This is a genomic window from Streptomyces sp. NPDC002787, from assembly GCF_053592095.1.
On sequence record NZ_JBSFVC010000001.1, the window covers coordinates 497,451 to 516,016 of the forward strand.

Annotated in this window: 18 protein-coding genes; 10 read left to right on the forward strand and 8 right to left on the reverse strand. The window is 73.3% G+C overall.

What is annotated here, in order from left to right; translation table 11 throughout:
- Positions 1-322 precede the first annotated feature (322 nt).
- The 3 genes from ACWD26_RS02075 (at position 323) to ACWD26_RS02085 (ending at position 2,216) form a co-directional block, all read left to right on the forward strand.
- Positions 323-793: an SPW repeat protein gene (locus ACWD26_RS02075; protein ID WP_451265186.1), complete on the forward strand. Its 471-nt coding sequence runs from the start codon at positions 323-325 to the stop codon at positions 791-793.
- 320 nt (positions 794-1,113) lie between these two features.
- Positions 1,114-1,659, forward strand: coding sequence for a DUF1360 domain-containing protein (locus ACWD26_RS02080; RefSeq protein ID WP_451265188.1), 546 nt, complete (start codon positions 1,114-1,116; stop codon positions 1,657-1,659).
- Between the two features lie 41 nt (positions 1,660-1,700).
- On the forward strand, positions 1,701-2,216 hold the full coding sequence (locus ACWD26_RS02085; protein WP_451265190.1) for a hypothetical protein: 516 nt from the start codon (positions 1,701-1,703) through the stop codon (positions 2,214-2,216).
- Positions 2,217-2,270: 54 nt separating this feature from the next.
- On the opposite strand, the gene ctaC is transcribed toward ACWD26_RS02085, so the two are convergent.
- The 4 genes from ctaC to ACWD26_RS02105 form a co-directional block, all read right to left on the reverse strand.
- Positions 2,271-3,263: an aa3-type cytochrome oxidase subunit II gene (gene ctaC, locus ACWD26_RS02090; protein ID WP_451265192.1), complete on the reverse strand. Its 993-nt coding sequence runs from the start codon at positions 3,261-3,263 to the stop codon at positions 2,271-2,273.
- Positions 3,264-3,361: 98 nt separating this feature from the next.
- On the reverse strand, positions 3,362-5,710 hold the full coding sequence (locus ACWD26_RS02095; protein WP_451265194.1) for a S9 family peptidase: 2,349 nt from the start codon (positions 5,708-5,710) through the stop codon (positions 3,362-3,364).
- Positions 5,683-7,467 carry an N-acetylglutaminylglutamine amidotransferase gene (locus ACWD26_RS02100; RefSeq protein WP_451265196.1) on the reverse strand — a complete coding sequence of 595 codons (1,785 nt, stop codon included), beginning with the start codon at positions 7,465-7,467 and terminating at the stop codon, positions 5,683-5,685. The genes ACWD26_RS02095 and ACWD26_RS02100 overlap by 28 nt, the downstream gene beginning before the upstream one ends.
- 164 nt (positions 7,468-7,631) lie before the next feature.
- A complete protein-coding gene (locus tag ACWD26_RS02105) occupies positions 7,632-8,819 on the reverse strand; it encodes a carboxylate-amine ligase (protein ID WP_451265198.1) in 1,188 nt (395 codons plus the stop codon).
- A gap of 244 nt (positions 8,820-9,063) precedes the next feature.
- On the opposite strand from ACWD26_RS02105, the gene ACWD26_RS02110 reads away from it, so the two are divergent.
- From ACWD26_RS02110 to ACWD26_RS02135, 6 genes are all read left to right on the forward strand, one after another.
- Entirely contained in the window at positions 9,064-9,684 is a 621-nt protein-coding gene (locus tag ACWD26_RS02110) for a dihydrofolate reductase family protein (protein WP_451265287.1), read from the forward strand.
- Positions 9,685-9,793: 109 nt separating this feature from the next.
- A complete protein-coding gene (locus tag ACWD26_RS02115; RefSeq protein ID WP_451265200.1) occupies positions 9,794-10,354 on the forward strand; it encodes an RNA polymerase sigma factor in 561 nt (186 codons plus the stop codon).
- Complete coding sequence (locus ACWD26_RS02120; protein WP_451265201.1) at positions 10,351-11,175, forward strand: zf-HC2 domain-containing protein; 825 nt, start codon at positions 10,351-10,353, stop codon at positions 11,173-11,175. The genes ACWD26_RS02115 and ACWD26_RS02120 overlap by 4 nt, the downstream gene beginning before the upstream one ends.
- A complete protein-coding gene (locus tag ACWD26_RS02125; RefSeq protein ID WP_451265203.1) occupies positions 11,172-12,005 on the forward strand; it encodes an ABC transporter ATP-binding protein in 834 nt (277 codons plus the stop codon). The genes ACWD26_RS02120 and ACWD26_RS02125 overlap by 4 nt, the downstream gene beginning before the upstream one ends.
- Positions 12,002-13,384 carry a hypothetical protein gene (locus ACWD26_RS02130; RefSeq protein ID WP_451265205.1) on the forward strand — a complete coding sequence of 461 codons (1,383 nt, stop codon included), beginning with the start codon at positions 12,002-12,004 and terminating at the stop codon, positions 13,382-13,384. Before ACWD26_RS02125 ends, ACWD26_RS02130 begins: the two co-directional genes overlap by 4 nt.
- Complete coding sequence (locus tag ACWD26_RS02135; protein WP_451265206.1) at positions 13,381-13,956, forward strand: hypothetical protein; 576 nt, start codon at positions 13,381-13,383, stop codon at positions 13,954-13,956. The genes ACWD26_RS02130 and ACWD26_RS02135 overlap by 4 nt, the downstream gene beginning before the upstream one ends.
- 41 nt (positions 13,957-13,997) lie before the next feature.
- On the opposite strand, the gene ACWD26_RS02140 is transcribed toward ACWD26_RS02135, so the two are convergent.
- The 3 genes from ACWD26_RS02140 to ACWD26_RS02150 all read right to left on the reverse strand — a co-directional run bounded on the left by ACWD26_RS02140 (position 13,998) and on the right by ACWD26_RS02150 (position 15,294).
- Positions 13,998-14,153: a hypothetical protein gene (locus tag ACWD26_RS02140; RefSeq protein ID WP_451265208.1), complete on the reverse strand. Its 156-nt coding sequence runs from the start codon at positions 14,151-14,153 to the stop codon at positions 13,998-14,000.
- 45 nt (positions 14,154-14,198) lie between these two features.
- Positions 14,199-14,693 carry a DUF6098 family protein gene (locus ACWD26_RS02145; RefSeq protein ID WP_451265210.1) on the reverse strand — a complete coding sequence of 165 codons (495 nt, stop codon included), beginning with the start codon at positions 14,691-14,693 and terminating at the stop codon, positions 14,199-14,201.
- Positions 14,694-14,760: 67 nt separating this feature from the next.
- Positions 14,761-15,294, reverse strand: coding sequence for a hypothetical protein (locus ACWD26_RS02150; protein ID WP_451265211.1), 534 nt, complete (start codon positions 15,292-15,294; stop codon positions 14,761-14,763).
- 687 nt (positions 15,295-15,981) lie between these two features.
- Here ACWD26_RS02150 and ACWD26_RS02155 point away from each other — a divergent pair.
- Positions 15,982-17,301 carry an MFS transporter gene (locus ACWD26_RS02155; protein WP_451265213.1) on the forward strand — a complete coding sequence of 440 codons (1,320 nt, stop codon included), beginning with the start codon at positions 15,982-15,984 and terminating at the stop codon, positions 17,299-17,301.
- 194 nt (positions 17,302-17,495) lie between these two features.
- On the opposite strand, the gene ACWD26_RS02160 is transcribed toward ACWD26_RS02155, so the two are convergent.
- Positions 17,496-18,557 (reverse strand): glycosyltransferase family 9 protein, encoded by a 1,062-nt coding sequence (locus ACWD26_RS02160; protein ID WP_451265215.1) that lies wholly within the window; start codon positions 18,555-18,557, stop codon positions 17,496-17,498.
- Positions 18,558-18,566: the final 9 nt, after the last annotated feature.

Below are 18,566 nucleotides of genomic sequence, written 5' to 3' on the forward strand. Positions count from 1 at the left end.
GGGGGCTGGGCGGACGAAGTACCCCCGTCGCCGCACCGCATGTCCGCGGCCCAGGGCTTCCGGGGCCATGTTTCAGCCATGCGGATCCCCCGGCCACGGCACACGCCCGGACGGATGAACCGGTCCTCCCTTCGGGCACGAGGAAGGGCTGATCGGCCGCACCCGGGAGCCCTGTCGAAGCGCGGGAGGCAGGCGAAACCGTGCCGGTGGCCGAGGCGGTGGATTTCTGTCCGACATATACGGGTTTGTGGCTGTCTGGTGGGTACTCGGCGTTCATTCATCGGGGACGCGTGACCGTGGACCCCTGACGAAGGAGGCGGGCATGACCGAACGGACCCAGACCACCCTGGAGTCGCACCCGGACATCCTGGAGATGCGGGAGCGCCACGCCAGGGCCGAGCGGGCGGCCACGACCCAGCAGGGGCAGGCCGTCGAGGCGATGGCCCTCGTCACCGGCCTGTACCTGGCCGCATCGCCGTGGATCGCGGGCTTCAGCGGTTTCAACACCCTGGCTGTGAACAACCTGATCACCGGTATCGCCTACGCGCTCCTGCTGAGCGGCTTCGGCCACGCCTACGAGCGCACGCACGCCAGGGCGTGGGCCGCCGCGATCCTCGGAGCCTGGACGATCGTCGCGCCATGGGTGGTGGCGGGGAACGTGGACACCACGCGCACCGTCGTCAACAACGTGATCGTCGGTATCGTCGCCCTGCTGCTCGCGCTGGCGGCCAGTGCGGCGGCGAGCAAGACCGACAGGGGCGGTCGTACGGGCTCCGCCCGGACGTCACGCTGACCCACAGGCGCTCACCGCATACCCGACAAGTGGATGTCCCGAAGGCCGGACCGGCCCAGTCACCGCCGGTCCGGCCTCGGGTGCGGCCCCGGGTGACCTCGGACGCCCCATGCGTCGGCCTTTCGCCCTGTTTGCCGCCTTCCCGGGCGGGGACCCGTCGGCCATGAATACGACGCCACGCCCCCTGACCAGGCGGAACCGGATGCCGGAACACCCGGTGCATCCGCTCCCGCCGATGGTGTGGGTGCCGATGGGCAGCCGACAGAAGAACGGCCGGGCGGCGGACCCGCGAAGCCGAGCGAGAGAGGCGGGCCCCGTCCATGGACACAGCGACTGACAACCGTCTCGCAGGGCGCCTGCACAGGCTCGTCGAGCGTACGGAACGACGCTACTCTGCTGGGCGGGACCGGCCTCTCGGCGGCTATCTGGCGGCCATGGCGGGCTTCGGGGCGTACACGGCGGCCTTGGCCACGGCGGTGCGACTGCGCGGGCGCCCGCTGCCCGAACGGCCCGAACCCTGGGACGTCGTCCTGACGTCGGTGGCCACGTTCCGGCTCAGCCGGCTCCTGAGCAAGGCGGCGGTCACCAGCCCGCTGCGGGCGCCCTTCACGAAGTACGTCGGGCCGCAAGGTCCCGCCGAACTGCATGAGGAGGCGCGTTCCGAGGATGGCAAGGGCACGGTCGGCGAGCTGGTGACCTGCCCCTACTGCATGAGCGTCTGGGTGGCCTCCACCCTGACCGCGGGCCGGCTGCTCTGGCCGCGCGGCACGCGCACCGCCATGAGCGCGCTCGCGGCCCTGGCCGGTGCGGACGCCCTGCAACTGGCGTACGGCGCACTCATGAGCAAGGCGGTGGAGGACGACTGAAGAGTGCCGACCGACCGCCGGGAGCACGACAGAGGGGCGACATGATCAAGCGCAGCGCAGTGTGGCAGGGACTGGTCGCGGGAACGGTCGGAGGTGTCGTGATGACCCTCGGCGAGAAGATCGAGCAGGCGATCACCGGACGGCCCGACTCCCATGTGCCCGCCCGGGTCCTCCAGCGCCTGACGGGCCTTCCGGAACACCCCGGGAAACAGCCCCTGCCGGTCAACTGGGCCATGCACCACGGCCAGGCCGCCCTCCTCGGGGTGGTGCGCTCGATCATGGCGCAGGCCGGGCTGCGCGGCGCGCCGGCCTCCGCGAAGTTCGCCGTCGTCCGCCTGACCAACGACCAGATCCTCGAGAACGCGACGGGTGTGGGTGCCCCGCCCGGCACCTGGCCCCGCAGGGAACTTGTCGTCGACGTCCTGCACAAGGCCGTCTACGCCTTCACCACCGGCGTCGTCGCCGACATGCTCGCCGCTCGCGACGGCCCCGGCCCCGGACAACGCCACGCCGCCGTCCGCTCCGGCCGTCACTCCGGAGTGGGGCCACCGCCGTGAGGCCGTGGGCGACGGGGCGTGGGTGTCGCAGCGGACCGGATCGCCGCGCCCCTCTCAGAGCTTGCGCGGCTCGTCGTTTCTGGCCGGGTCGGTGACCTCGACGCCCGCAGGGATGAAGCCGCGCTGACCCTTGTCGGCCAGCTCCCGCAGGTGCTGCCGGTAGCGCTCCGGCGAGACGACCTTGACGTTGAAGAGCATCCGGGCGTGGTCGACGCCGCAGAGCTCGGCGCACTTGCCCCGGAAGGTGCCCTCCCGCGTGGGCGTCACCTCGAAGACGTTGACGTTGTGACCGGGGAAGACGTCCTGCTTCATCAGGAACGGCAACACCCAGAAGGAGTGGATGACGTCACGCGAGGACAGCACGAACCGGACCTTCTCGCCCTTCGCCAGCCACAGGGTCGGACCCGGATTGCCGGTCTGCGGGTTGCGGGTGCCGGGGACACCGATGTCGAAGACGCCCTCGGCGCCCGGGGGGAACGCCTCGCGGTATCTGTCCGGAACCACCCCCAGGGCCGGTGCGGCCTTCGCGTCGCCCGTGTCGGCCTTGCCGTCCACGTCCTCGACGTAGTTGAAGCCCCAGCTCCACTGGAAGCCGACGACACCGACGGTGTGAGCGGGCTTCTCGGAGAGTTCGAGGAGCTCGGCCTCGTCACGGGCCGTGAAATAGAACAGCACCGAGACGATGATCAGCGGGACCACGGTGTACAGCACCTCGATGGGCATGTTGTACCGGGACTGCGGCGGAACCTCGATCCTGGTCCTGCTGCGCCGGTGGAAGATGGCCGCCCAGAGGATCAGCCCCCACACCAGCGCGCCCACGGTCAGCGCGGCCGCCCACGAGCCCTGCCACAGGGAGAGGATCCGCGGTGCCTCTTCCGTGACCGGGGTGGGCATCCCGAGGCGCGGGAAGTCCCGCCATGTGTAGTCGCAGCCGGAGGCTGTCGCCAGGACCAGGCCGGCGATCAGCGTCTGCAGCAGCCTCCGACGCGCCCCGCGCGCCCCGCGCATCGGACGTCGTGGCGATCGGTCACAGCCGTTGGGACTCACGTAGTGCCTTCCGAGCAGAATCTATGGATCTTTATGCGGACAAAACACTACTGAGGCTCGCCGTGAGGGAGCGCCCAACGCGCCGCCCACGGTCAGGGTCACCCGGCGAGGTGACGTTCGATCCAGGCGGCGGCGCTGCGGCGGAAGATCCTCCGGCTGTCCGCGCGCAGGAAGTCATGGCCCTCGTCGCGCAGCATCAGCAGTTCGGCCTCCAGACCGCGCTCGCGGGCCGCGCGCACGAACTGCTCGGACTCGCCGAGCGGCACGTTCGTGTCGTGCTCACCGTGGACCGCGAGGAGCGGCACGCGCAGCGCGTCGACGCGGGTCATCGGGGACAGCGCGCGCAGCAGCTCACGGTCGTGTTCCGGGTGGCCGTACTTGTGGGCCGCCGATTCCGCGATCCACGGCTCGGTACCGGCGTAGAAGGTCGCGAAGTCGGACATGCCGCAGACCGCGACGCCGGTGCGGAAGAGCTCCGGGTGCCACACGAGGGAGGCCATCACCAGATATCCGCCGTACGAGCGGCCCATGACGGCCAGCCGACTCGGGTCGGCGAGACCGGCCACGATGACGTGGGCCGTGCAGTCGGCGACGTCCTCGATCGCGGCGAACCGTCCCGTGCCGAGGTCGGCGTCGACGAACGAGCGGCCGTGCCCCGACGAGCCGCGCACATCCGGAGCGAAGACATCCAGCCCCCGGCCCACCAACTCGTGGTAGAGCGGGTTGAACACCGGCCTCTCCTGTTCCTCCGGCCCGCCGTGCAGATGGATCACGCAGGGTGCCGGCTCCCCGGGGGCCCGCCCCGGCGCCCGGTAGTACCAGCCGCTCAGCGGCAGCCCGTCGCGCGCCGTCAACCGCAGGGGCACGGGACGCACGGGCGGACGACCGGGCGGGACGGCGTCCTCGTCACGGGACGACCACTCGGTCCGCCGCGCGGTGCCTTCGGGGAAGCACCACACCCCGGGGCGGCGCTGCGAGCCGGACAGCGCCAGCACCAGTCCCGCCGGGCCGCCGACCCGGGGGATACGCGTCACCACCTCGTGCGGCAGCGGCACCGTCCGCGACGAACTCACCCGAGCGTCCCCAGTGGCCGCCGCCTCGACCGTCGTGACCTCCAGTTCAGTGGCTCCGCGCACGTTCCAGGCCAGGGCCGCGCCGTGCCCGTCATGGCCGAAGGCCAGCAGTTCCAGCCCGCAGCCCTCGCGCTCGGCCGCGACGGTCAGCCCCAGCCGCTGCCCTTCGGCATCCAGGCGGACGGCGAACAGCGCGGCGAACTCGCGTGCCGCGTCGCTGCGCAGCCACACCGTCGAGGCGTCCGGGGAGAACCGCCCGATCCAGGGATCGCCGTCGGCGACCGGCAGGGCGAAGGTGGTCCGCAGATCAGCGGTGCGCACCACGAGGGCTTCGCGACGGCCGCGTGGCCCCCGGCGCAGGAGCGCCAGCCGTCCGTCCCGGCTGATGTCGCACACGCGCAGCGTGGCGGCGTCACGTTCGACCGCCAGCAGGGCGGGCGCCGCCACACCCAGGGGATCGACGAGGTAGGCGGCCAGCCCTCCGCCGGCCGTCCCCTCGGAGCCGTCGGCGGTCCTGTCGTCCTTCCCCTCCGGGGTACGGGTGGCGGGACCGGCGTCGCCGTAGTGCGGCCCGCCCAGCAGCACGGCGCGGCCGTCGCGGGAGGCCCAGCCCGGGGGTCGGGCGACGGTGTACGTGCGGGGGTCGGCGAGCCCCGGCTCCGTGGGGGCGGGCGCCTCCTCCGTGTCCGCTCCGCCCGGCACGAAGACCGGCTCGGCGACGGTGACGGCGACGGCCGAGCCGTCGTGCTGCCAGCAGCCCAGGTACGCGGAGCTGCCGGGCTCGGCGCCGGCGAGGAGGTGCCGCCCCGTCCCGTCGGGGCGCACGCACAGCACCCGGGTGTGCTCGCCGCCTCCCGGGGCGGTGGTGTACGCGATCCAGCGGCCGTCGGGCGACCAGGCCACCTCCTTGACCGGATGCGGATCGGAGTCCAGCAGATGGACCTCGTGTCCGCCGACGGGTCCGGTCCACAGCTGCGGCACGCCGCCCCGGTCGCAGATGAAGGCCACGTACCTGCCGCTGGGGTCCACCGACGGGTACCAGCAGCCGTGGGACCGCAGAGGCTGAGGTGTGTCCAGCGGCCCGGCGGTGTCGGGCAGCGGGATGGGCACCGGAGCCATGGAGGGCGGCAGCGGAGCGGTGACCGTCCCGGTGTGGCCGCCGGTCGCAGCCGTGGTCACGGCGGAGGCGGTTCCATGCTCCTCGGGCAGCCACGGCACCCCGTCGACGACTTCTTCGCCGACAGGGGTGGGGGAGCCGGAGCCCGCGAGGGGGGAGCCGGAGCCCGCGAGCGGGTGCCGCCGGGCCGCCGTCGCCGGGCGCGGGGGGTGGTTCCCCTGTGCCCCGGTCAGCTGATTCCGTGCGTTTGCAGCCATATCTCCAGCAAAGCTACCTGCCACAGCTCGTTCGCCCCACGCCTGGCGCGGTGCTCGTCCGGCGCCGACAGCAGCCTGCCCACGTACCCGTCCCGGAAGACGCCCCGTGACCTGGCCTCGGGCGCCGCCAGAGCCTCCCGGACCCGCCCCAGCACGGGGCCCGCCATGTGCTTGACCGCGGGGACCGGGAAGTAGCCCTTGGGCCGGTCGACGACCTCCGCGGGCAAGAACCGGCGGGCGGCGGCCTTGAGGACTCCCTTGCCGCCGTCGGCGAGCTTCAGCTCCGGCGGACAGGCGGCGGCCAGCTCCACGAGCTGGTGGTCGAGGAACGGGACGCGGGCCTCCAGCCCCCAGTCCATGGTCATGTTGTCGACGCGCTTGACCGGATCGTCGACGAGCATCACCTGGGCGTCGAGCCGCAGCGCCGCGTCGAGAGCGGTCTCGGCGCCCGGGTGCGCCATGTGCTCCCGTACGAAGCGGCCGGACACGTCGTGACCGGCCAGCATCCCGGGCTCCAGGATCCCGGTGAGGTCGGCGTGCGACCGGTCGAAGTACGTCTCGGCGTACGCCTCGGGCGCCCGCTTCCTCGGGACGGCGGCGATGTCCGGGTACCAGTGGTAGCCGGCGAAGACCTCGTCGGCGCCCTGGCCGCTCTGGACGACCTTCACCTCCTTGGCGACCTGTTCCGACAGCAGATGGAAGGCCACCACGTCATGGCTGATCATCGGCTCGCTCATTGCCTCGATCGCCGCGTCCAGCGCCGTCGACACCCGGTCCGAGGGCACCATCAGCTGGTGGTGGTCCGTGCCGAAGCGCCGGGCCACCAGGTCGGAGTAACGGAACTCGTCGCCCTCCTCGCCGCCCTCGGACTCGAAGCCCACGCTGAACGTCGCGAGATCGCGCTGCCCCTCGTCGGCCAGCAGCGCCACGATCAGGCTGGAGTCGAGACCGCCCGAGAGGAGAACCCCGACGGGCACGTCGGCGACCATGCGCCGGCGTACGGCGGTGCGCAGCGCGTCGAGCACCGCGTCCCGCCAGTCGCCCGCGTCCATGTGCGCGTACTCGGTCCGGCGGGTGTACGACGGCTGCCAGTACCGGATGTCGTGGTGGCGGCCGTCCGGCTCCACGACGCGCACGGTCGCCGCGGGCAGCCTGCGCACCCCGGTGAGGACGGTGCGGGGCGCGGCCACCGTGGCGTGCCAGCTCATGTACTGGTGCAACGCCACCGGGTCGAGCGAGGTGTCGACGCCGCCGCCCGCCAGAAGGGCCGGCAGCGAGGAGGCGAAACGCAGCCGGCCCGGTGCCTGCGCCAGATACAGCGGCTTGATGCCCAGCCGGTCACGGGCAAGGACGAGCCGTCCGGTGGCCTGCTCGACGATGACGAAGGCGAACATGCCGTAGAAGCGGTCGACGCAGGCGGTTCCCCACTGCTGGTACGCCTTGAGCACCACTTCGGTGTCGGAGCCGGAGAAGAAGCGGTGGCCGAGACCGCGCAGCTCCTCCCGCAGCTCCTGGTAGTTGTAGACGCAGCCGTTGAAGACACCGGCGATCCGCCCGGCGGGGTCGGCCATCGGCTGGGCCCCGCACTCGGACAGGTCGATGATCTTCAACCTGCGGTGACCCAGTGCGACGGCGCCCTGCGACCACAGGCCCCTGCCGTCCGGTCCCCGTGCCGCGAGGCGGTCCGTCATGCGCTCGACGGCCGCCAGGTCTGGTCGTCCGCCGTCGAAACGGATCTCTCCGCTGAGACCGCACATCAGACCGCACCCCCTCGCAGGGGGCCGTCGTCGGCCGTGCTCGAAGGTGAAGCCTCGCGCGAGCACGGGCCGGTTCGATCCGCGTTCGTGTCGGGATTGCTGCTGGGCATGCGAACACTCTCCTTGATCACAGGGGCACCGGCACACGGGGGCGGACGGCGGTCTCAGCCGCCGACGGCCTCCACCGAGTACGGTGCCGAGGCCGCCGGCGGGGCGGTACCGGCCGCCGCGACGGGCCGGCGTTCGGCTCCGAGAGCACGGCTGCGCCCGTACTCGCCACGGGTCTCCGCGACCAGCGTCCTGACGCAGGCGAGCAGGCCCTCCTCCTCGGCGACCCCGCGCAGGCGGTGAGCCGCGCTCCCCCGAGCCAGCGCCTCCTCCAGGAGGGCGCGTACGGTGTCCCAGTCGCCGAAGGCCTCCAGGGCGGGGCGCAGGCTTCGGAGCATGTCGCGCAGGACGGTGGCGGCGGGCGCGGCCAGACGGGTGACCGGGTCGACCAGGGTGCTCTCCAGACCGGCCCGGGCCGCACGCCAGGCCGAGGCCCGGAGCCATTCGTGCCTGCCGTCGCAGACCCGGTCGCCCCGCTCCAGCCGGATCCGCGCGTCCTCGACCAGGGCGCGGAACAGTCCGGCGACGAGCACGACCGTCTCGGCGCGCGGGCAGGCGTCGCAGATGCGCAGCTCCAGGGTTCCCTGGTGGGCGCACGGCCGGACGTCGTAATAGACCATTCCCGGATCGCTGATCACGCCGGAGCCGATCAGCTCCTGGATCGTGGCGTCGTACTCGGCGGCTGTGGCGAAGCAGCCGACCGGCCCGGCGGTGGGCCAGCGCTGCCACAGCATCGTGCGCCAGCTGGCGTAGCCCGTGTCGGCGCCCAGCCAGAACGGCGAGCTGGCGGACAGAGCCAGCAGCGGGGGCAGCCACGGCGAGACGGCGCACATGATCCGGACCGCCGTGTCACGGTCGGGTACGTCGACATGGACCTGCGCACTGCACACGAGATGCTCGTCGGCGACCCGTCGGTACGCGTCGACCATGTGCCGGTAGCGGCAATCGGGGGTGACATCACCGGACGTCACCCGCGCGAACGGCACGGTGCCGGCCGCGACGACGGCCAGTCCGAGAGGGGAGGCCGCCGCGTCCAGCCGCCGGCGCGCCCCGGACAGATCGGTGTGCAGGGAGTCCAGGGAGGCGTGCACCGGGCTGTTCCACTCCACGGCGGACCGCTGCAGCTCGGGTTTGAACTGGGATCCGCGCAGGCGGCCGAGGAGCGCACCGGCACCCGGCACGAGCCGCCCGCTCGCCACGTCCACCACATGGAATTCTTCTTCTACGCCTACACGAACGGTCACGGCCTCTCCCTCATCCGTACCCGAGATCGCCCGGCGGGGCCGCAGACCCCGCCGACGACCGTTGCGCCATGCGAGTTCCCGGCAAAAACACAAATAAGCCTCAAAACCACACCGGTGTCACCAGTCCCATCGCGGAGGAGCGGCGAGAGTGAGTGGGGTGATCTGTCGAACGCGCCGGTTCCCGATCGACGTGAGAGTGAAGGCAGAACATCCCCCAAGGACTTCAGGAGCGCCCCTCGTGACCGTGACCGTGACCGCGGACCTGGCCATCTCCCTCGACGGCTACATCGCCGGCACCGACGTCTCCCTCGACAACCCCGGAGGCGACGGCGCCGAGCCGCTCTTCGAGTGGATCCACAACCTGGCGAGCTGGCGGGAGCGCCAGGGCATGGCGGGTGGGGAGGAGAACCGTGACTCCGAGCTGATGCGGGAGTGGTTCGACGCCACCGGAGCGGTCGTCATGGGCCGGATGATGTTCGACACGGGCGAGGAGTTCTGGGGCGACAACCCGCCGTTCCGGACCCCGGTCTTCGTGCTCACCCATCGCCCCCGGCCCACCCTGGTCAAGGAGGGCGGCACCACGTTCACCTTCGTCACCGACGGTGTCCACAGCGCCCTCGACCGGGCGAGGGCGGCCGCCGGGGACCGGAACGTCGACATCGCGGGCGGGGCGAGCACGGTGCGGCAGTACCTCGCGGAGGGCCTCATCGACGAGCTGCAACTGCACGTGGTGCCCGCGCTCCTCGGAGACGGACTACGACTGTTCGAAGGACTCGGCGCCGGAGCCGGGCGGCACGCCCTCGAAACGACGCGTGTCGTCCACACACCCCTCGCCACCCACCTGAAATACCGCTTCGTCAGGTGACCACCTCGCCAAGCGTGCATGGCATGGTGTCCGCCGGCTGCCGCATGGCCCTGTGACGGGGATCACGGCAGGAGGAAAACCCGCCGCCCGGCCCGCACGTCTAGCGGGTGTGAGATCAGTCAGGAAGGCACCGGGAGAGCCGGACGAGGAGCGCCTCGTCCAGCTGGTCGCCAGGGGAGACCGCGCGGCGTTCGAGGAGCTGTACCGGCGTACCGCGCCATGGCTGGCGGTACGACTGCGTCGCCGCTGCGCCGACGAGCAGATCGTCGCCGAGGTCATGCAGGAGACGTATCTGGCGGTGTGGCGCGCCGCGGGCGCGTTCGCCGGGAGCGCGGTGGGAGGAACAGCCGTCGGCTGGCTGTGGACCATCGCGGCCCGCCGTCTCGTCGACGCGTTCCGGCGCCGGGCCCACCACGCGGAACCACCGCCCGCGGCCGCCCCGCAGTCCATGGCGCCCGCCGCCGAGGAGGAGGCGCTCGCGGCGACCGTCGGCGGTGACGTCGGGGACGCGCTGCGGCGCCTCGCGCCCGAACTCAGACAGGTACTGCAGGCCATGGTGCTCGACGGACTGTCCGTCCGGGAGACCTCGGTCCTGCTCGGCGTGCCCGAGGGCACGGTCAAGACCCGTGCCCGCCGGGCCCGGACCGAGATGCGGAGGGCGCTGGCATGAGCGTGGAACACGCGTCGACGAGGATCATCGACGCTTACGCACGCGGCGACACGGACATCGCCGCCGACGAGGTGTGGGCCCTGGAGGCCCATCTGGAGACCTGCCGGGTCTGCCGGGACCGGCTGTCGGACGCGGTCGCGGACCGGACGCCCGCCGTGACATCGCTCGTCGCGCATGTGTGGGCCGACCTCGAACCCCAGGTGGCCACCACCCGCACGATGCCCCGCCGACGGCGCCGGCCGGCGTGGCTGTCGGGGTGGCTGACGCCCACGATGGTGCCCTGGCTGGCCATGGCCGCGAGCGTGACGCTGCTCGCGCTGGTGCTCGACCTGGCCGACACCGGCCTGGGCACCGGCAAGGTGTCGCCGGTGCTGCTGCTCGCGCCGGTGCTGCCCGTACTCGGCGTCGCGGCGTCGTGGTCGCGCGGACTGGACCCGGCGTACGAGCTGACCGCCTCGGTGCCCAGGGCGGGGCTCGACCTGCTGCTGCGGCGCACAGCGTCCGTCCTCGCCGTGGTCGTCCCCGTACTGCTGACGGCCGGCTCGGCGACGGGAGTGACGGCGGGGCGGTGGCTGCTGCCCTGCCTGGCCTTCACCTCGGCGACTCTGGCGCTCGGCGGCGTTGTCGGCGTGACCCGTGCCGCCGTCGGACTGGTGGCCGTATGGGCCGCCGTGGTCGTGGCGCCGACCGTGGCCACCAGCCGTACGACGTTCGCCCTGCAGTCGGACGGCCTGCCCGTGTGGGGGCTGATCCTCGCGCTCGGCATCGGTGTCGTGATCGCCCGCAGGGGCGCGTACTCCGTGCTGGGAGCCCATCAATGACCTTCGGAAAGGAACACCCCATGACGCCCGCGGTGAGCGCGGCCGACCTCGCCCCGACCTCGTACGCCTGGCAGATCCGGGCCACCGGACTCAAGGTCAGGGCCGGCCGGAAGCGGATGGCCGTCGACGGACTCGACCTGTCGCTGGGCACCGGCGTGCACGGCCTGCTCGGCCCCAACGGGGCGGGGAAGACCACCCTCATCCGGGCGCTGGCCACCGTGCTGCGCCCCGCCGAGGGCAGCCTGGAACTGCTCGGGGAGCCCGCGGGCGGCCTCGGTGAACAGCGGGCACTGCGCCGCCGGATCGGCTATCTGCCGCAGGAGTTCGGCTACTACAAGCGCTTCACCGTGCGCGAGTTCGTCGAGTACATGGCGTGGCTGAAGGAGGTCCCGAAGGCGGACATCCCCGCGGCGGTGCAGCGCGCGGTGGAGCGGGTCGGCCTCGCGGACCGCGCCGACGACAGGATGAAGTCCCTGTCGGGCGGCATGGTGCGGCGGGTCGGGATCGCCCAGGCCATCGTCAACGACCCGGCGATCCTGCTCCTCGACGAGCCGACGGCCGGCCTCGACCCGGCCCAACGGCTGCGCTTCCGTGAGCTGTTGCAGGAACTGGGCACGGACACCTGTGTCGTCGTGTCGACCCATCTGGTGGAGGATGTCGCCGCCGCCTGCACCGACGTGGTGCTGTTCGCCGAAGGCCGGCTGGTCTTCCAGGGCACCCCGGACGAACTGGCCGCCGCGGGCGGACCCGAGCACGTGGGCGACAGCCCGCTGGAGCGCGGCTACTCGGCGCTGCTGCTCGACCCCCGGCAGGGAAGGGGCACCTGGTGAACGGCCGTGTCCTGCGCATCGAGCTGAGGCGTTCCGTCGCCCCCTGGGCCGGCGCCGTGTCCCTCACGGTCGCCCTGGCGTTCCTGTACCTGGTGAGCGGACCGTGGTGGAAGGGCACCGCGCTGTGGACGAGCCAGTGGACGTCCATGGCCCTGTGGAACCGCTACCTGCTGGCCTTCGTGTGGCCGCTCGTCGTGGCGCTCGGCGCCCTTCAGGGGCTGCGCGACCACCGGTCGAACATCTCCGAGCTGCTGACGAGCACACCGCGCCCCGCCCGGCACCGCGCGGTCACCATCGCCGGCGCGATGGCGATCACGCTGACCTCGGCCTTCACTCTCCTCCTCCTCATATGCGCGGTCCAGGTGATCGGCGACACCGAGTACACGCACCTCGGCTGGCTGCCGATATCGCTGGTCGGCCTGCTCGCGCTCGTCGCGGGGGCCCTGCTGGGCATGGGGATCGGGCGGAACCTCCCCTCCCCGCTGATCCCGCCCGCGCTGGCCGTGGCCGCCTTCGTGTTCGTCAACCTGCTGCGGATATCGACCGACTCGGGGATACCGACGGCGGTCGCGGCGCCGAACCGGGTCGCGCTGCTGTCACCGATGGTGGCCGACGTGCGCGACGTGTTCCTCACCCTCTCCGCCCCCGTGCACGTGGGCCAGACGGTCTGGCTCCTCGGCATGGCCGCGACCGGCCTCGCGCTGCTCGCCGCCGCGACCCCGCGCGCCCGTCTGCTCGCCCTCTCACCCGTCCTGGCGGGCGCGGCGATCGCCCTGCTCCTCCTGCCCGCCGACCCGCGCCGGACGTACGTCGTCGACGAGGCCGCCGCGGCCCAGGTGTGTAACGGCCCGGTGTGCGTGGCGACCGTGCACCAGGACCGCCTCGCCGAACTCGCGGGCCCCGGGAAGAAGGCGCTCGGCCTCATGCGGGATGCCCTCGGCGGCGAGGCACCGACGTCCGTCCGGGAGAGCACCGCCCCACGGGGAGTCTTCGACGCGCCGGAGCGGTCCCGTACCGCCGTGCTCGTCGACTTCGACGACAGCGTGATCGCCGACGCGAAGGGCGAGGAGCTGACCCGGGTCCTGCTCGCGCAGGGCATGGCGCCGAACTGCTTCGCCCGCAGCGCCCAGGAGAGCGGCACGCTCGGCGAGATCGCCGCACAGAGCGTCGTGGCCGGCTGGGTTCTCGGGGACCTCAAGCCGTTCGACGGTGCCTGGCACGCGGAGGGCGACCAGCTCGACCTGGCCCGCCCGGTGTGGAAGGAACTCAAGGCGCTGCCGTGGTCCGAACAGATCGCCCGCGTCAAGGCGGCCCACACCGCCGCCGTCTCCTGCAAGGGCGACCCGCTCGACATCCTGGACGGCGGTACGTCCCGGTGAGGTGGCTGACGCTGTACGCGCGCTCGCGACAGGTACCCGCGTCCTTCGCCGCGATGGTCCTCAGCGCGGTGGCGGTGTGGGCACTCGCCGGGGACGGGGGCGAGGGACCCGGCAATCCGCAGCTGCCCGTGCTCGTCCTCGCCGTGGGGGCGATGGCGGCCTCGATCGGGCTCGGCGGGCAGGACCTCGCGCTGGACCGGACGGCCGCGATCCGCTGGGCGCCCCGCAGGGCGGCGCACGTGCTGCTCGCCGGCGCGGTCGTCGGCACCGCGCTGCTGACCGTGCAGACGATGGGCGAGCCCATGGCCACCACCGCGTTCGTCGTCCGGGACAGCGCGGGCCTGATGGGACTGGCCGCCCTGGGCGCGGCGCTCTCGGGTGGCCGGTACGCCTGGACGGTGCCGTTCGCCTGGCTCTCGTTCTCGCTCATCGCCCCGCCCCCGACGAGTACGCCGATGCGGGTGGTGACCTGGATGCTGCTGCCACCCGGCACGACGGCGGCCACCTGGACGGCCCTGACCCTCGCGATCACCGGCACCGCGGCCTACGCCTTCGCGGGACCGCGACGGTAGCGCCGTCCAGGAAGCCGGAGATCGCCGGAGGCGGGCACGGATCACTCGTGCGTGCCCGTGCTGGAGGCGTCGCAGAGTTCCGGCGGCGCGGAGATGTGGTCCACCCCCGCCCGGCAGGGGCGGGGGTGGACCCGCGGGTGGCGGGGATCCTCGGGGCCGATGCCCGCCGAACGGCAGCCGGTGGTCCGTCTGAGCACGTGCGTCGGGTTCGTCGCTGTCTGCGTCCGGGCGGCGTCCGGTGTTCAGCCACGGGGTTCGCGCCGCCCGCTCCCGGACTTCTCGGACGACTCCTCGGGATCGCGTTGCATGGGGCCCCACTCACCCTCCTGGCGGGCCACCGTCGCCCGGGCCTCCTCGATGACCGCCTCGTCGATCCAGGCGACGGGCTCCACGTCACGGAGCAGGGGTTCGTTGTCGGGGCCCCGGCCCTCGACCCGGCCGCGCAGGATCCACGGGCGGACCCCCGGGCCCCTCTCGCGCGGAAGGTGCGAGTAGTCGTACAGACGGCGGGCCACCCACAGCTCGACGGGCCGGTCCTTCCACCAGGGCTCCAGGTCGAGCGGATTGGCGGACAGCCCCGGCAGCCGTACGCCCGTGAGGCCGTCCCTGCTCGTCACGAGGTCCTGATCGGCCCCGGGGCCGTGCGACCAGCGCACATGGCAGCCGGGGGTGCGCCGCACCAGGGCCGCCACGTCATCGAGGGACCGCAGGGCGGGGAGCTCGTCCGGGGTGCTCATGGCGTGTGCCTCCTTCCCGGCTGTCCGGTCCGGCCGGCTCGGCGCGGTGCCGCCGTGATGTCGAACGTCAACGCCGACCGTCGCCCCCTTCACCGTGTGCTCCCGAGCCCACTCGGTCGGGCGTCCGGAAGGTGGTCGTGATCTGCCGCAGGTGAAGCTCCTCCAGGGTCCGCAGCTGCCGGTGGGCACGTCGGAGGAGGTCGTCCAGCAGGTGCGGATCGAGACGTTCGTCGCTGTCGCACAGCCGCCGCAGCGTCTGCCAGCACGCGAGCTTGCCGGCCACTCCCACCCGCAGCATCTCCAGTTCGATCAAGGTGCTGAGCGGGGAACGGTGCACCAGCCGGCCGTTTGCCTTCAGCCGGCCCAGTTTCTCGGCCGCCCGGCCGGCGGAGACCTTGTAGCGGCGGGTCGGGACATCCAGCCGTTTCATCAGGTCCGTCAAGCTGTGCCGGTCCTGAGCGATCTCGGCGGCCACCTCCTCCACAGCCGGGGCGAACGCCGCGTCATGGCAGGACCGGGCCAGATGCCGGGAGCGGGCGGCACCTGCGGTGGCACCGGCCAGATGGTCGTTGAGATAGATGCCGAGCAGGTTCGCGTTCATGTCCGTCCCCTTGCTCGAGGTGGTCCGGGAGGTGCCCGAGGGCGTGTCGATCATGTGCGGCTGCGAGTACCCGACGATCCACGAGGCAACCCGTGCGACTGGTGGGAAGGCCGCTCGTACGGACCGGCCCAGGGCGCCGACGCCGGGTGCGGCGGTACGGCGGCGCGGCAGCCGACGGGGGCGGGGACGGCGTCGGCTGCGGCGGTGGGGACGGCGTCGGCCGCGCGGGTGGGACGCGGTGTCGCGGGCGTCACGTCCGGCGGGGGGTGCCGCCCCCGTGCGGTGAGTGCTGTGAGCAAGCACACCTGGTCGGGCAAGGGGGTGACGGGCGGGGGGAGTTGACCGTTCGGCCGACCGCGGTCGCGGCGGTCTCGCGGGAGCTCGCCCGCCCCGTCTGCCACGATGGGCGTCGCCGTGCCCGAGGGCGCGTCCCCCTCACAGCTGTCGTGGGACGCCGACCCGGTGGCACCGTCCCCGGACCGATCCGGTGGAGCGGCCGCGCAGCGCAGCCGGCGTTCCGACCTCCGCAGCCGTCCTCTCGTCCGTCCCTGCCCGAGTCCCCGGACCCTCTCCGAGTAGCTCACTGTGCCTTCATCACGCCTGGGCCGCGCGCCCGCCCCCGTACCCGCGCCCCGTGCCGCCGCGCCCGCTTCGCGTTCGCCCTGGCGGTCTCTGAAGTACCCCAGCATGCGCTGGTGGTCCCTCGCGAACTTCCTGTCCAACGCGGGGACCTGGATGCAGCTCACGGTGCAGAACCTCCTGGTCCTGCAGATCACCGGCTCCGCCGCCGCGACCGGGCTGTCCATCTCCGTCCAGGCCGCTCCCGCGCTGCTCGTGAGCCTCGTGGGCGGCGCGGCCGTGGACCGCTGGCCCCGCAAGGCCACGGCCGCCGTCAGCCAGGCCGTGCTCGGCGCCGTGGCCTTCGTGACCGCCGTCCTCGTCACGCTGGACCGGCTCGACCTGACCGTGCTGATGGTCCTGGCCGCCGTGACCGGGCTCGTCGCGACGGTCGACGGCCCCGCCTGCGCGCTCCTCGGCAACGATCTCGTCCGCAAGGAAGACGTGCCGTCCGCGATCGGCGTCGGCTCGCTGGTGCACAGCGCGGGACGGCTCGCCGGGACCGCGCTCGCCGGCGTGACCGTCGCGTTCCTCGGCACGGCCGCCGCGTACACCGCCAACGGCCTGTCGTTCCTGTTCGTCGCCGCGGTCATTCCGTTCCTCCGTCCGGTCCGTGAGGTGTCGCAGGGTGCCGGGACCGCCCCGGCCGTCGTTCCCGCCCAGCGAGGGGCGAAGCCGAAGGCCGGGCGCTCGGAGATGACGGTGCGTGAGGGGCTGACCTTCTTCGCGCGCCGGCCCCGGCTGGTCGCGCTGGCCGGGATCACCGGGATCAGCTCGGTGTTCGGGCGGAACTACGGGCTCACCCTGGCCGTACTGGTCACCGGGCCCCTCGCGGGCGGTGCCGGGGCGTTCGGCACGGTCTCGACCGTCCTCGCCGTGGGCGGCATCCTCGGCGCGGTCCTCGGCGCCCGGCTGCGCAGCCCCTCCGTACGACTGGTCGGCCTGCTGGCGGCCGGGGGAGCCCTGCTCCAGGCGGTCGCCGGGTTCTCCCCGTCGCTCGCCGTGCTGCTGGTGCTCGTCCTGCCGATGGCCGTCCTGGAGTCCGTCTCCGACACCGCGGGCACGACCGTCCTGCAGACCGATCCGCCCGCCCACCTCCGGGGCCGGGTGCTCGGTGTCTGGGGCAGCGTCAGCACGGTCTGGGGGCTCGGCGGCCCCCCGCTGCTGGGTCTCCTGATGGAGCTGGCCGGGGCGCGCGGCGCCCTCGTGACCGGCGGCCTCGTCATCGCGGGCGCGATCGGAGCGGGCCTCGTCCTGCGCGGTCGCCGGGCGACGCCACCGGTACGACTGGACGTGGAGGAGCACGGGGTGCGAGACCTCGGCTCCGACCCGGGAGCCGTCAAGGCGCACGGCACGGCGCAGCGACCGGGCCTGAGCACCGCGGCCTGAGCACCGCGGCCTGAACGCAGGCCTCCTGGTCGGCAGGTCTCGCGCCCCGGCAGGCGCCGGGGCGCGAGCAGGGACTGCGGCGAGGCCCCGCGTCGGCCCCTGGCAGGCAGGCCCGCGTCGGCCCCTGGCAGGGCAAGGCCCGCGTCGGCTCCCGGCGTGCAGCCCGCACTGGCTCCCGGCAGCCCGTCGCGCTCTCATCGGGAGCGTTCCGTGGTGAGGGCGCGGTCGCCGGGCGGTGCGGCACACGACGGCTCACGCGGCAGGAGGTCGCGCACCGCGGCGACGACCTCGTCGACGGTGATCCGAAGCAGCCGTTCGTCGGGCTCCTCGCCGTGGGCGTCGCCGGGCCGGGCCGAGTCGTCGTCGGCCGGGTGCCACAGCACGCGGTGCCGCGGATGGGCGGGCGGCCCCCACAGGCGGGGCGCGACGGGACCGAACAGAACGACCGAGGGCGTGCCCAGCGCGCCGGCCAGATGGGCGGGCCCGGTGTCGCCCACGACCACACAACGGGCCCCGGCGACGAGGGCCGCCAGCCGGTCGAACGGCAGATCGCCGTCCGCACCGCCCAGCACGGCGCCCACCGGCAGCCCCGCCGCCTCGGCCACGGACCGGGCGGCCTCCTCCTCCCCGGCACCCGCGGTCAGCACGACGTCCAGCCCGCACCGGACCAGTTGCCGGGCCACGGCCGCGAACCGTTCCCCCGGCCAGCGGCGCGCCCCGGCATCGGCACCGGGGTGGACGACGACCGCGCCGGGTGCCGGGGAGGGCGTCGCCGGGGGCGGGATGCCCAGGTCCTCGGGGTCCGCCTCGACCCCGTACCAGCCGAGCAGACGGCACCAGCGCTCCCGCTCGTGCTCGTCGTCCCGCCAGACCGGACCGGAGACGCCGGGCGTCCCCGGATGCGCGTACGCGAAGAGCCGCCGTGGGCCCAACCGCTGGAGCAGCAGACGGCTCGACGGGCCGTTGCCGTGCAGATCCACCGCGAGGCCTGGCGGGGGCCCCGCCCAGTCCAGCTCCGCCGGCACCGCGCGCCCGGCGGCGGACGTCGGCAGCAGCCGGTCCACCAGACCGGTCGCCGCGGTCGCCGCCGCCAGCCGCGCGGGCGCGGCGAGCACGATCTCGTGGCCGGGCAGCTGCCGTCGCAGGGCCCGCAACGCGGGTACGGCGGTGAGCAGGTCGCCGAGCCCGAGCGCGCGGAGCACGAGGACCCGCGGGCGCCCCTCCGCCCCCTGGCCACGAACTGGACCGACTCTCACGCGGCTCCT